A 14,084-nucleotide genomic window follows, 5' to 3' on the forward strand; every position below is an offset into this window, starting at 1 on the left:
ATGCTAACGAGTGAACATCATTTGTATAGTGTGCAATTAATGGGCGTCGTCTTTAGTTTAATTCTCATGAGTACCGTATTTATGATGGTAAGGGCTAGAAGACTTCGTGAGAAATATGCACTTGTATGGTTTGTGATTGGTATCTTTACGTTAATCATGTCCATGTTCACGAATTTGATGGAGTGGTTCTCTAAACTACTCGGCATCGACTATGCACCATCTGCATTTTTTGCCATTCTGATCGCCTCTGCCTATCTGCTCCTGCTGAATACGAGTATAAGTATCTCAGGTTTAAAATTACATAACAAAGCGCTTACGCAGGAACTGGGATTGACGAAGCTAAGGCTAGAAGAGCTTGAGAAGAAAAGCAATGAGGAGGAAAAGTCATCAAATATATCATGCTAGTTGCCAGTGTACTCATGACCGTTGTGGCGAGTACCCTGCTTAAAATAGGTGGTCGAGCCGTCAATTTCGAGGGCGGAATTATGGCTATCGCGATAGGTTACATGACAACACCGTTGATTATAACCGGCTTTGCCTTTTACGCGCTGGCAGCCTTCATCTGGATTTATTGCCTGTCCCAATTTGACCTCAGTTATGTGACCTTCGTGTCGAGTATTCAATATATTTTTATGATTCTCGTTTCGATTATGATTTTCCATGAACAAATTAGCGCGATGAAATGGGCTGGGTGCGTGTTTATTATGATTGGTGTCATTTTATGGTTGAGAGGATAGTCTGCATGTACCGTTGTGTGCCCTATACCGAAGATATGAAGGAAGACTGGGACAGGCTGGCTTGGTCTCAGGGGACCATTTTTCATACATTATCATTTAGACAGATTCTGCTCGAGACGTTTGGTTATCAATGCTTGTATCATGCTGTGGTTGATCAAAGTGGCCAGATTTGCGCATTAATTCCATTAACGAGTGGTCGCAACTTAGGACTCAAGCGGGTAGGCGTTTCGCTCCCCTTTGTCAATTATACGGATGTGTGTGCCCTAAATGAGGAAGCCGCGCAATTTGCTATTGCCGCAATCGCGACGCTGAAAGAGAAATACCGTCTCCGTTACATCGAGTTGAGATTTAAGAACGGGACGATGCTGTGCGAAGGCAAGCAGTTGTCTTCGGTGCTTAAGCAATTGGATACAGATCATGGTCAACTAAACGATACCAACCACACCTTCGTGCTGCCATTAACTAATGAAGATGAGGTTCTGTCTCTCTCCACTCGCAATAATCGAAACCATATCCGTAAGGTCTACAAGAACAACTGGTTTCAGGTTTCTTATGATAAAGGGAATCTGATAGAGTTTCATAAGGTCTATGTTCGGCGAATGAAGCAGTTGGGTTCACCAGCGCAAGATATCCGATTTTTCCAAAGATTCTTCGACTATTTTCCTGAGCACGCGGTGCTGCAAACCGTCCTAGATGCAGAGACAGGTGAGGTAGCTGGTGGGATGCTGCTATTAATAAGTCCGGGGGACTCCACACTTTATTATCCCTATGGTGCGAATTTGACGGCGTATAATCACAAATATCTCAATAACTTTATGTACTGGGAAGCCGTGAAATTCGGGATAAGAAGCGGGCTAAAGCAGCTTGATCTCGGTCGTTCACAAACCGGTTCAGGCACGTATAAGTACAAAGAACAATGGGGGGCTGCTGCCGAGCAACTCACATATTTCGTGATGGGCAGCACCAATAAAGAGGCGGGGCCTCCAGATAAAGAAAAGCTGCGTTTCTTCATCGAACTCTGGAAGAGAATGCCTAACATAGTGACAGAACCAGTAGGTAAGCAGCTCATAAAGTATCTAATGCCGTAACCAACCAACAATATGTGACATGACAATCGGGGGAAATAGAGCATGGCTAATCTTAGCTGGAAGCAGTATTTTGACAAGAGGGCAGAGGTTCATGGCGCTTCCGTACAATCCTCTGACTACTATAATGAGGAAAGTTTCTTTTTGCAGCGAAATCATACATTAGGTTGGCTCGGAGAGCTTCATGACAAAGAGATTTTGGATGCCGGCTGTGGCGTAGGTGCATTTAGTGAACCTCTCGTTGGGTCAAACACAGTGTATGGGGTGGATTTTTCGGAGAGAAGCCTTGCCTTTGCCGCGGAAAGAGGACTTCGAACATCGTCGGATGATCTAACGGCTCTTCATTTTGATGAGGGTAAGTTCGACCTTGTGCTGTGTATTGGTGTTATTCAGCTGATCGAACAGTATCGGACGGTTATTAAGGAATTGGCTAGGGTGACGAAGCCGGGAGGGACTCTGCTTATTGAAACTTTGCACCGCAGGTCTTGGCAGAGGAAAGTGCTCCGATTGTTCGAGAAAACCAAAAAATTCGATCGCATGTACGCCATGGATGAATTAAAGAAAGTGCTCATAGAGCACGGATTTGAGCATATAGAGTTCTTAAAGATCTATCATCCGTTCTCTTACGTTTCGAAAGGAAGTGCAGAGTGGAACGTGCAGGATCGGTTATGCACATCATTCGCCATCAAGGGGAGTAAGAAACATGTCTAATTCTTCAAAACAGATAACGAATCTACTCACTTTTGACATTGAAGAATGGTTTCATGCGAATTACGACCAGGTGACGCCGGATCGCACGAAGGGCTCTAGTTTCCGAGCCCATATGGATACCTTGCTTCAGATGTGCAGCGATGCGAAATGTAAAGCGACGTTTTTCACACTTGGCTGTATTGGAGAGGATTACCCGGATATCGTGAAGGCTATTGCGCGTGAAGGTCATGATGTCGCCTCTCATGGGTATGCCCACGAATTAGCCTATAAGCAAACCAGAGAAGAGTTTCGTGCGGATGTCCAGAAATCAGTTGATATTCTTGAGGATCTAACCGGAACGAAGGTACTCGGGTATCGGGCGCCGTCATGGTCGATCGTTGAAAGCAACCTCTACTACCTTGAAGTATTAGAAGAGTTTGGCCTCGTGTATGACGCTAGTATTTTTCCAGTGAAAACTTTTCTTTATGGGATTCCTACAGCAAAGACGGAGATTCATAAGCCAATAGTGAACGGTAGAGAACTTAATCTCTTCGAGGTTCCGATGTCTGTCATGCGAGTTGCTGGGAGAAATGTGGGTTATTCCGGCGGTTTTTACTTTAGGTTTTTCCCCGAGTTCATTATTCGAAAAGCCATTCAATCTGCTAATCGCCGAGGGAAGAGTTCCATTGTTTATCTGCATCCGCGCGAAATTGATGCGAGGGAACATAAGCTGGAGCTTCCGAGCAAGGAGCATTTTATTCATTACTACAATATTAAAGGTACCAAGGCTAAGCTTGTAAACATGTTGGAGGCATTCTCTTTTACGTCAATTTCGGAGCATTTGAAAAATCAGTATACATGATGAATGTATAGGGTATCCGTTAGAAGAAATAGTTACAAGTTGCTCAGACATACATTAAGGAGTACATTTATGTATTGAAATAGATGCTCATGTAGGAGTAAAGGAGAACGAAATCTATGACGTATACCTCAAATCGAAATAAATTAACTGACGTCAGCCGCATACTGGCTAAAGTTGCAATAGGAGCAGAAGCTGCTGATCTTGTTATTCAAAATGGTACCTTAGTCAATGTGCATTCTGGTGAGCTTATTGCCCATATGGATGTCGCGATTGCTGCTGGACGAATTGCTTTCATAGGAAGGGCTGATCATACGATCGGGGAGAAGACGGTCGTGATCGATGCGAAAGGGAAATACATGGTGCCAGGCCTGCTGGACGGCCACATGCATGTGGAAAGCACAATGCTTTCAGTGACGGAATTTGCCAAAGCGGCGATTGTCAAAGGGACGACCGGGATTTTCATGGACCCGCATGAGATTGCGAATGTGTTCGGCTCAGAAGGGGTCAGACTCATGCATGAAGAGGGGCAGCCCTTACCGCTCAAAGTATTCACGACCTTCCCTTCCTGTGTGCCAGCAACGAATGATTTGGAAGATGGCGGCGCTGTCTTAGAGGTAGCCGATATTCAAGCAGGACTGCAATGGGACAATGTAGTAGGTCTGGGTGAAGTGATGAATTTCCCAGGTGTTGTGTTCGGAGATCCCAAAATGTGCGGAGAAATCGAAGCTACACTGCAAAGCGGGAAGACAGTTACGGGACATTTCCCGAGTGACGATGATCGTATGCTGCAAGCTTATCTCGCATCTGGCGTTACATCGGATCACGAGACGGTTACCCGCGAGCAAGGTTTGCATAAAGTTCGCATGGGGATGCACCTCATGATTCGGGAAGGCTCTGCATGGCATGATGTCAAAGAGGTCATCAAGATTGTCACCGAGGATGGTGTCAATACGTCCAATATCTCACTCGTTACCGATGACGTGAACCCGCAAACACTCGTGGAGAAAGGGCATCTCAATCATGTAGCACGACGCGCGATAGAAGAAGGCGTTCAACCAGTTACCGCAATCCAAATGGTCACGATCAATGTGGCACGTTATTTTAAGCTGGAGCATGATGTGGGATCGATCACTCCGGGGAAGTGTGCTGACATTCTGTTAATGGAAGATCTGCAGAAGATGGAGCCCTCCATGGTTATAACAGATGGTCAAATCATTGCGGAGCAAGGTGAGCTGGCTGTCGAATTCCCTGTGTTTACGTACCCGGCTCATATTCGCAATTCGATGAACGTGAAGCGGGAGCTGACGGCGGAGGACTTTAAGCTTAGGGCGGCTGCAGAGCAGGAGAAAACGAAAGTCAATGTGATCCGCGTAATCGAAAATAGTGCCAGAACCGAGAAGATGACGGCAGAGCTCGCCATTCAACAAGGCATCATCCTGCCGGATGTGGAGCAAGACATTATTCGCCTGGCCTGTATCGAGCGGCATCATGGCACAGGTCAAATTTCACTTGCTTTTGCCCATGGCTTTGGCGTGAAGTCTGGCGCGGTGGCCTCTACGGTGGCCCATGACAGTCACAATCTGCTTGTGATGGGGATTGATGAAGCGGATATGGCGTTCGCTGCGAATGAACTTGTGAAGCTTGGCGGCGGGATGATTGTTGTGGAGAATGGCAAAGTGCTGGCTCAGGTCCAAATGACCATTGCAGGCCTGATGTCAGAGAAAACACTGCCTGAAGTCGTCAAGGAAGTCGCGCAGATGGACAAAGCATGGCAGCACATCGGCTGTGCTATGAACGCGCCGTTCATGACGTTTTCCCTCATTGCTCTGCCTGTGATTCCCGAAATTCGCATTTCGAATCGCGGGTTGGTGGATGTGACTCAATTTAAGCTGATTGATGTGGAAATCGTCTAACCAATCAATAAAATTCGAACCTTTCTGAACATTAGAGCATTATTCTAATGTTCTTTTTTCTATGGTGTTTCCAGTATTTATAATCGATTTCAAGAAATAGGGCAAACTGAGACGAACTTATCACATCAAGGTGGTGTACGCACATTGTTGACTGATTTGAAGCGTTTGTTAATAGGCCAGCCCTTGAAGTCCCATGAATTAGGCGAGCAGAAGTTAAATAAAAAGAAAGCATTGGCTATTCTTTCTTCAGATGCACTCTCCTCGGTAGCTTATGGTCCAGAGCAGATTCTAATTGTCTTAATAACGATTAGCGCAGCGGCGTTCTGGTATACAGTCCCTATCGCTTGCGGTGTTCTGTTTCTCTTAGTAGCTCTTATTTTGTCCTATCGACAAATCATCTTCGCTTACCCGCAAGGGGGAGGTGCTTATGTCGTCTCGAAGGAGAACCTGGGGATGAACGCAGGGTTGTTTGCGGGCGGATCCCTACTAGTCGATTACATCCTGACGGTAGCGGTTAGTATATCCGCGGGTACCGATGCGATCACGTCAGCCTTTCCAAGCTTACATAGCTATACAGTGCCGATTGCTCTGGCACTCGTATTGTTTATCACGATCCTCAATCTGCGCGGAATTACGGAATCTGCCTCTATTTTGGCGTATCCTGTGTATTTGTTTGTGATCGCCCTGCTTATTCTAATTGGTATTGGCTTGTTCAAGATCTTTACAGGTGATATTTCTCCTGATTTGCATACGCCCTTGGGGACACCGGTTGCGGGCATTTCCTTATTCATCTTGTTAAGAGCCTTCTCCTCAGGTAGCTCGGCATTAACAGGGGTTGAGGCGATATCCAATGCCATTCCGAACTTTAAGACGCCTGCCCCGAACAACGCTTCCAAAACACTAATGGCCATGGGCATGCTATTAGCTATTTTGTTCGCCGGCATCATCTACTTGGCCTACTACTACGGCATTGCCCCGACCGAGAAGGAAACAGTTGTTTCTCAGATTGCGACGGTGACATTTGGCCGAGGACTGATGTATTATATCGTCCAAGGTACAACCGCGATGATACTTGTTCTCGCCGCGAATACGGGCTATTCCGCATTTCCGCTGCTCGCGGTTAATCTGGCCAAGGATAAATTTATCGCTAGGATGTTTACGATGCGCGGCGACAGATTGGGCTATTCGAACGGGATTATCTTCCTAGCGGTGACCTCTATGCTATTAATTATCGTGTTCAAAGGGCAGACCGAGCAGCTCATTCCCCTCTATGCCGTTGGGGTATTCATTCCTTTTACACTGGCACAGACAGGCATGCTGGTGAAATGGTTTAGGGAGAAGCCGAGAGGTTGGCTGCTCAAATTAACGGTCAACTTGGTAGGAGCATTCATGAGCTTCATCGTCATGATGATTTTCTTTATCACCAAGTTTGGACAAGTTTGGAGTGTGCTCATTTTCCTACCGCTCATCGTGTTCATTTTTCATCAAATCAAAAAGCATTACGATGCGATCGCTGAACAATTGCGACTCTCTTCTTGTGAACCTGCCCTCCCGATTGAAGGGAATGTCATGATTGTGCCTGTAGCCGGCTTCACACATGTGGTGGAGAATTCGTTGAACTACGCCAAGTCGCTATCACCCGATCAAATTATTGCGGTGTATGTGGCTTTTGAACGGGACGATGAGAAAAAGTTCGAGGAGAAATGGCAGAAGTGGCAGCCCGATGTGCGCTTAGTCACGCTGCATTCCCATTATCGAAGCATTGTCCACCCGCTGACCAAATTCATTGATACCGTGGAACATAAGGCTTCGGAATCGAATTTCCGGGTAACCGTGATCATTCCACAGTTTATTCCTAAGAAGAATTGGCATAACATCCTCCACAATCAGTCCAGTTTACTGATAAGGGCGTTCCTGTTGTATAAGCGGAATTTGGTTGTGACGACCGTGCCATATCATTTAAAAAAGTAGCGTGAATGCTCGATAGTTCGGGTGGGGTGCACGGCGGCAGGTGTGCAAGTCGATTTTATCGACTTGGTACGGGTTGGACTCCGCCCTCAGCATCCATTAGTCCGAAATTATCGAACTAATTTCCTGAGATAAACTGGAAAAGGTAGCCCTTACTTCAGAGTAGGGCTACCTTTTTTCATTCATGTTTCCATCTGATGCTCCTCACTTACCCGTTGCATAAACCCACGAAGCTCTGCCTCTGTTTCACAGACGGCGGCATGTTCCAACCAAACAAAGAATTTCTTCTTGAGAATGGCTGAAACATGAAGGGGGTACGTCTCCCGCGATTTGATGATATACAATCCAGAGGAAACTTCACTCCAGGGTGATTTGAAAATCGTACGGATGGATAAGCGAGTCCGCCTCTCCCAATCCTGTTTTTTCTGTTTGTTTCTTATGGACTCATACATTCTCATTATGGTTTGATGATCGGATATTTCGGTCCATGTTGAAAACCCTGACTGGATAGCATCATGTATAATCTCGGACTTTTCTTTAGAAAACCAGTAACCAACAATGATAGGAAAATGATGTTCCTCTTCTAGCCATAAGACACCGAACCACTCGTAATCTAAATCGATTGGATTCAACAAATGCGGTAGGGTTCCTAAATAGTATCGGGAGGTGGAAGTCATGACATTTCTCCTTCTGACGCTTTGTTTGAAACAGTAGAATTGCAAAAAGTCACTTTGCTTGATGAGCGCCATCTGATAGGTATAATTGTATGATTGAACCTTATAAAAAGGGGGTAAAGAATCCATAGCTAACGTATAAAAATACAATAAAAATGCAAATCCACTGATAGTCTCGAAGCCGTGGGAGTAGAGGTTGATGGCTACGAATCGCCAAAAACGGAAGCAAGCTGAAGCATTTATATCGAAAATGAATGTTTGGATAGTTTGGATCCAATTTTATTTGCTGAATCAGCTGAAAAATAAGAAATAGAGTCCCTACACGCCGTTTTACTTTCTTGGCTATGAGGCGTAATATTCGGATCAACAACAGATCATTTAAAGCAAAACGCTGAATTCCCGTAAGGGAAACGGGGGAACCAGAAGAACCGATAGGATACAGCATCGGTTTCTCGGGGTGAATCTTTAGCAAGCGCAGCTTGCTAGGGTAGGGCACTTCCAAGCCCGAATCCGACAGCTAACCTCGTAGGCGCATTGGGAGAGAACGACCTTCTTTTCGTGCCGTCCACAGCGCGTTTATTCACGCTGTTTCGAAGCCCGATAGTAGAGATTCTCTGCTCTTTGGCTTCTTTTTGTTGTTCATATTTTGAGGAGAGTGAATCTATTATGCATCCCGAACCCCTGACTCTAGTGAGAGTATCTGACGAATGTACCGAACTTATCAAGGAATGCAAGATTATCCGTATTGAATGTTTTCGATTTGATTGTGAATTATCCGATAAACTGCAGCCTGGACATGGCACCGACTGTCATTGCGGTATACTGACGATTTCAACGAATCTCGGAACATGCGGTTTAGGGCAATTCGTGATTCCATGCGGCAATCTGAAAGGGGATTTCGTTCAATGGGCGTCAGTATTTCAGAAGCTCAAAGGTCTTCCTCTTCAAGATGGTTTACAATATGTTCATCAGAAACAAGAGGCATGGGGAGAAGTACGATCTCATTTAATGGCAACTGCACTAACGAATTTATCAGAAAAGCTAGAGAACTTATCAACTGCAAGTGAACAAGAACTAAGTTATCTATCCAATCGCACTTATTTATTTGAGCATTCTGGGGCGTATATCTCTTTCTAAGAGAGAAAGCTAGATTACAATTCAAAGAGCACCTCCAACCACTAGTCATTGAGTGGGGAGGTGCTTTTTTGATTTAACTTGGATAGGTGGGTAAGAGAATCCATATTTTTATACTTTTTTTATACCGATGCCACAGTTTCTTTACCCCCTTTTTATATGGATCGGCGTTACAATGTTTCAGGAAAGGGGGCGGTGATCGTCATGCAAAGTGATTTTTTGCTGATAGCTGCGCCAACGAAGGCAGGCGTTGCGTTTATGAAACATACGAAATTGGTAGGAATTCCTTTTGTTGCATTAACAAACAACAAGATGGAGAGAATCAAGTTAAAGGGTCTAGGGGCGAAGCGAATTATCCAAGTAGATACAACAGATTCAGGAGCATCCATCAAGGAGGTGTGTCCGTGTACAACGATGTAACAATGATCTTATTATTTGCAGTAACTTTTCTAGGTTTTTGGGGATTTGCAAAATATTGTGAGAAAGCATAAGCGTAAGTTTACGAAGTCGTTTTTCAAGAAAAATGTTAGGAGGCAATCAGATGATAGTTATTGGACTCATTGGATGTGCCATTATGGTATATCTAGGTTTTGTTTTAGTTAAACCAGAGAAATTTTAATTGTAGATTATAAGCTTACGTAAGCAGGGGGAGAACCTACTATGGGTATGGGATTGTTACAAGTAGTCGTCACACTAGGGATTATCATGCTTTTGGTAAAGCCTGTGGGCAGCTACTTGGTCAAAGTGTTTGGCTATGAAAAGAGTGGCCTTGATCGCATTTTTGGTCCTTTCGAGCGTGTATCTTATCGCATCATGGGTGTCAAAGAAGACGAAGCCATGGGGTGGAAAAAGTATGTAGGCGCTGTCCTGTTAGTTAACTTTGTAATGATGCTTCTTATGTACGCTGTGTTTCGGCTTCAGAAATACTTACCGCTTAACCCTGATGGCATAGGTAATATGCCTCCGGCACTCGCTTTCAATACAGCTGTTTCTTTCATTACCAATACGAACTGGCAAGCTTACAGCGGTGAAAATGCCATGTCCTATTTGTCACAAATGGTGGGACTTACGTTCCCGATGTTTACTTCGGCAGCAACTGGATTTGCTATTGCTGTTGCTTTCACGCGTGGTCTAGTTGGCCGTCAAGATAATCTCGGGAATTTCTATGTGGATATAACGAGGGCGATTACACGCGTATTCCTGCCACTGAGCTTCATTGTCGCTTTGATCCTAGTTTTTCAAGGTGTTCCACAAACTCTGCTAGGTGCCGTACAAGCGACAACCATTGAAGGTGCAGGGCAAACCATTACTCGTGGTTTAGTTGCTTCTTTTGAATCTATTAAACACATAGGCACCAACGGTGGTGGTTGGTTCGGCACGAATGCCGCGCATCCTTTTGAAAATCCAACGCCTGTTGCCAACTTGATCCACATTATTTGTATGATGCTTCTACCTACCTCACTGGTGTACGCATTTGGACTCATGATCAAGAACAAGAAACAAGGCTGGACGATCTTTGCTGCGATGGGGATTATTTTCGTAGTTATGGTCGCTACGGTTTTCTATGCGGAATATAAAGGTGTGCCTGCGGTAGATGCGTTAGGCGTACATGGCAACATGGAAGGCAAAGAAGTTCGATTCGGACCGTCCGAATCCGCGTTATTTACAGCAGTGACTACAGCTGCAACAACAGGCAGCGTCAACAATATGCATGAGTCACTTACGCCTCTTGGAAGCATTGTTCCTTTTGCAGAAATGATGTTGAACAATGTGTTCGGCGGTAAAGGAGTAGGCTTGTTAAACGGCTTGCTTTACTTGATCTTATCTGTGTTTATCTGCGGGTTAATGGTGGGGCGTACGCCAGAGTTTTTAGGTAAAAAGATTGAAGGAAAAGAGATTAAACTAGCGGCCATTGCGATTCTTACCCATCCGCTTATCATTCTCGCACCGACCGCTTGGGCGCTGATTCGCCCTGAATCGATTACTTCCATAGCCAACCAGGGCACGCATGGTCTCTCTGAGGTGCTGTATGCCTTCACATCGGGTGCAGCTAATAATGGATCGGCCTTCGGTGGCCTGACCGCGAACACGAACTTCTACAATTTGGGCATTGGTATGGTGATGCTGTTTGGTCGTTACATTTCGATTATCGCGATGCTGGCCATTGCGGGATCACTTGCTACGAAGCGAGTCGTACCTGTTACGACGGGAACACTTCGGACGAATACGCCTTTATTTATGGGGATTATGATCATGATTATTCTAGTTATTGGTGCTCTAACGTTCTTCCCGGCGCTGGCACTGGGGCCGATTGCTGAACATTTGGCGGCGCGTTAAACGGATAGACGTAATAGAGATGGAGGATTGATTGGACTGTGGAACGTAAAAAAACATTAACTAAAGATATTGTGAATCAAGCTATCGTGGATTCGTTCAAAAAATTAAATCCTTGGATCATGATGAAGAATCCGGTCATGTTTGTTGTTGAGATAGGCACAGTGATTACCCTTCTGCTTTCTCTTGCACCTGAGTTGTTTGGCAGCTCGGAAGTAGGGCGGGGTTATAACATCGCAGTGTTCTTGATCTTGCTATTCACCTTACTATTCGCTAACTTTGCTGAAGCGTTGGCGGAAGGTCGAGGTAAGGCGCAGGCTGATTCCCTCAGGAAGACGAAATCCGATACGATGGCTCGCCTAGTTCAAAAGGATGGCACTTATAAGCAAGTGTCTTCGACTTCGCTTCGCAAAGGTGATGTAGTACGCATTGAAATTGGAGAGCTTATCCCCTCCGATGGTGAAATTATTGAGGGTTTGGCCTCTATTGATGAATCAGCGATTACTGGGGAATCTGCTCCGGTAATTAAGGAAGCAGGCGGCGATTTCTCATCTGTGACAGGCGGTACACGGGTAGCTTCTGACTATATCGTTGTCAAAGTGTTGACGGATCCCGGCGAATCATTCTTGGATCGTATGATTGCGCTCGTCGAAGGTGCCAAACGGCAGAAAACGCCGAACGAAATTGCGTTAACAACGCTGCTTGCTGTACTGACATTGATCTTCTTAATTGTCATTATGACGATGGTTCCGATGGCTTCGTATTTAAACGTAAAATTAGAAATTTCCACGTTGATTGCGCTGCTGGTATGTCTCATTCCAACGACAATTGGCGGTCTCTTATCAGCGATTGGTATCGCTGGAATGGATCGTGTGACGCAGTTTAACGTGCTAGCGATGTCGGGTAAGGCTGTTGAAGCTGCTGGTGATATCGATACGATGATTTTGGATAAAACAGGGACGATTACGTTTGGTAATCGGATGGCTTCCGAGTTTGTGCCCGTGAGTGGCAGATCGGTGAAAGACATTACTTTCGCAGCTCTACAAGCCTCTGTGAAGGATGAAACACCAGAAGGACGCTCCATTGTCGAGCTTGCGAATAAGCTTGGGGAGTCTTGGCAAGCTGATCATTACTCGGATGCAGAAGTGGTTGAGTTTACCGCAGAAACACGGATGTCGGGACTTGATCTAGCAGACGGTGTGAAATTCCGCAAAGGTGCGGTTGATACGATCAAGAACTATGTTACTGCGCATGGTGGCAAAATTCCAGCTGATTTAGAAGCGATAACGAACCGAATCGCGAAAGCAGGAGGCACGCCACTCGCGGTTGCGATTAACGAGCGAATCTATGGTGTTATTTACCTTAAGGATACGGTAAAACCGGGATTGAAGGAACGTTTTGCGGAACTGCGCGCAATGGGTATCAAAACTGTGATGTGTACAGGAGATAACCCACTTACGGCTGCAACGATTGCACTCGAGGCTGGTGTAGATGAGTTTATTGCTGAAGCGAAGCCGGAAGATAAAATTGCCGCAATCAAGAAAGAACAGCAGGAAGGCAAACTCGTTGCCATGACAGGTGACGGCACGAATGATGCGCCTGCACTTGCACAAGCGGATGTAGGACTCGCGATGAATTCAGGGACGATGGCTGCCAAAGAGGCGGCTAATATGATCGATCTGGATTCCGATCCGACCAAGCTGTTATCGGTGATCTCTATTGGTAAACAATTATTGATCACTCGTGGGGCTTTGACGACGTTCTCGATCGCCAACGACATTGCTAAATACTTCGCGATCATTCCTGCGATGTTCATTCTAGCTATGCCGCAGCTGCAGGCCTTGAATATTATGAATCTGGCATCACCAGAATCGGCCATTCTATCTGCTTTAATTTTCAATGCTATCATCATCCCGCTGTTGATTCCCATTGCCATGAAGGGTGTTAAGTACCGGGCGATGTCGGCTGATAGGCTGTTGTCACGTAATATTTTGCTGTACGGTATCGGTGGTGTGGTTGTACCATTTATCGGGATTAAAATCATTGATATGGTACTTCACGGCTTAAACATCGTGTAAAGAGATAGAGAAACGAGGAGATCATTTTATGAAATCGGTTATGATAGCTGTTCGTGTATCGTTATTGTTCATGATCGTCTGTGGACTTATTTATCCACTTGCTACGACAGGGGTGGCTCAAGTTTTATTTCCCAAACAAGCAAACGGCAGTCTTATAGAATCAGGCGGTACGGTGATTGGATCGGAATTACTGGCTCAAAGCTTCGAGTCTCCAAAGCTGTTCCATCCAAGAGCATCGGCAGCCAAGTATGACCCAACAGCATCATCTGGCTCCAATACAGTGGTTGCTTCCAGCGACTATGCAGCGGCAATGGCAGAGAAAATTGCCGCGTTAAAGGCTGAAAATCCTACGCTAACTGAAATTCCGGCAGATTTAGTTACTGTTTCTGGCTCAGGCTTTGATCCGGACTTGTCACCAGAAGGAGCGAAAGCCCAAGTTCCAAGAATTAGTAAGGAAACCGGGATCACCGCGAACGAGCTTAATGATTTAATTGACCGCATGTCAAAAGAGCGGCAACTGGGCATTTTTGGGGAACCAAGAGTCAATGTGACTGAACTAAATAGCGAACTGCTTAAACAAGTGAAATTGTAAAGTAAGCAGGGTGCCAC

General features: G+C 45.4%; 14 protein-coding genes and 1 riboswitch. Of the genes, 13 read left to right on the forward strand and 1 reads right to left on the reverse strand.

The genetic code is table 11. The features are described 5' to 3' along the window. The 7 genes from ASL11_RS01310 to ASL11_RS01340 all read left to right on the forward strand — a co-directional run bounded on the left by ASL11_RS01310 (position 1) and on the right by ASL11_RS01340 (position 7,258). Positions 1-405, forward strand: coding sequence for a DUF2304 domain-containing protein (locus ASL11_RS01310; protein ID WP_056608845.1), 405 nt, complete (start codon positions 1-3; stop codon positions 403-405). Next, positions 399-737 (forward strand): EamA family transporter, encoded by a 339-nt coding sequence (locus tag ASL11_RS01315; protein ID WP_056608847.1) that lies wholly within the window; start codon positions 399-401, stop codon positions 735-737. The genes ASL11_RS01310 and ASL11_RS01315 overlap by 7 nt, the downstream gene beginning before the upstream one ends. Before the next feature lie 5 nt (positions 738-742). Then, on the forward strand, positions 743-1,825 hold the full coding sequence (locus tag ASL11_RS01320) for a GNAT family N-acetyltransferase (protein WP_056608849.1): 1,083 nt from the start codon (positions 743-745) through the stop codon (positions 1,823-1,825). 42 nt (positions 1,826-1,867) lie between these two features. Next, the gene (locus ASL11_RS01325; RefSeq protein ID WP_056608851.1) at positions 1,868-2,533 is read left to right on the forward strand and encodes a class I SAM-dependent methyltransferase; all 666 of its coding nucleotides are present in this window, start codon (positions 1,868-1,870) and stop codon (positions 2,531-2,533) included. Further along, on the forward strand, positions 2,526-3,374 hold the full coding sequence (locus tag ASL11_RS01330; protein ID WP_056608852.1) for a DUF3473 domain-containing protein: 849 nt from the start codon (positions 2,526-2,528) through the stop codon (positions 3,372-3,374). Before ASL11_RS01325 ends, ASL11_RS01330 begins: the two co-directional genes overlap by 8 nt. A 116-nt stretch (positions 3,375-3,490) precedes the next feature. After that, the gene (ade, locus tag ASL11_RS01335) at positions 3,491-5,287 is read left to right on the forward strand and encodes an adenine deaminase (RefSeq protein ID WP_056608854.1); all 1,797 of its coding nucleotides are present in this window, start codon (positions 3,491-3,493) and stop codon (positions 5,285-5,287) included. 144 nt (positions 5,288-5,431) lie between these two features. Beyond that, entirely contained in the window at positions 5,432-7,258 is a 1,827-nt protein-coding gene (locus ASL11_RS01340) for an APC family permease (protein ID WP_056608856.1), read from the forward strand. A 179-nt stretch (positions 7,259-7,437) separates the two neighbouring features. Here ASL11_RS01340 and ASL11_RS01345 read toward each other — a convergent pair whose 3' ends face one another. Continuing rightward, positions 7,438-7,932 (reverse strand): hypothetical protein, encoded by a 495-nt coding sequence (locus ASL11_RS01345; RefSeq protein WP_056608857.1) that lies wholly within the window; start codon positions 7,930-7,932, stop codon positions 7,438-7,440. Between the two features lie 376 nt (positions 7,933-8,308). Next, positions 8,309-8,477, forward strand: a riboswitch (cyclic di-AMP (ydaO/yuaA leader). Positions 8,478-8,595: 118 nt separating this feature from the next. Here ASL11_RS01345 and ASL11_RS01350 point away from each other — a divergent pair. The 6 genes from ASL11_RS01350 (at position 8,596) to kdpC (ending at position 14,067) form a co-directional block, all read left to right on the forward strand. Next, positions 8,596-9,066, forward strand: a complete 471-nt coding sequence (locus ASL11_RS01350) for a hypothetical protein (protein WP_056608859.1) — start codon at positions 8,596-8,598, stop codon at positions 9,064-9,066. 201 nt (positions 9,067-9,267) lie between these two features. Further along, entirely contained in the window at positions 9,268-9,483 is a 216-nt protein-coding gene (locus ASL11_RS01355) for a hypothetical protein (RefSeq protein WP_056608861.1), read from the forward strand. A gap of 121 nt (positions 9,484-9,604) precedes the next feature. Continuing rightward, positions 9,605-9,682 carry a potassium-transporting ATPase subunit F gene (locus tag ASL11_RS38080; protein WP_171631218.1) on the forward strand — a complete coding sequence of 26 codons (78 nt, stop codon included), beginning with the start codon at positions 9,605-9,607 and terminating at the stop codon, positions 9,680-9,682. Positions 9,683-9,729: 47 nt separating this feature from the next. Next, complete coding sequence (kdpA, locus tag ASL11_RS01360) at positions 9,730-11,400, forward strand: potassium-transporting ATPase subunit KdpA (RefSeq protein WP_056609589.1); 1,671 nt, start codon at positions 9,730-9,732, stop codon at positions 11,398-11,400. A 38-nt stretch (positions 11,401-11,438) separates the two neighbouring features. Next, positions 11,439-13,475: a potassium-transporting ATPase subunit KdpB gene (gene kdpB / locus ASL11_RS01365; RefSeq protein ID WP_056608863.1), complete on the forward strand. Its 2,037-nt coding sequence runs from the start codon at positions 11,439-11,441 to the stop codon at positions 13,473-13,475. Positions 13,476-13,503: 28 nt separating this feature from the next. Then, positions 13,504-14,067, forward strand: a complete 564-nt coding sequence (gene kdpC, locus ASL11_RS01370; RefSeq protein ID WP_056608865.1) for a potassium-transporting ATPase subunit KdpC — start codon at positions 13,504-13,506, stop codon at positions 14,065-14,067. Positions 14,068-14,084 lie beyond the last annotated feature (17 nt).

Source organism: Paenibacillus sp. Soil750, from assembly GCF_001428045.1.
Lineage (GTDB): Bacteria > Bacillota > Bacilli > Paenibacillales > NBRC-103111 > Paenibacillus_E > Paenibacillus_E allorhizoplanae.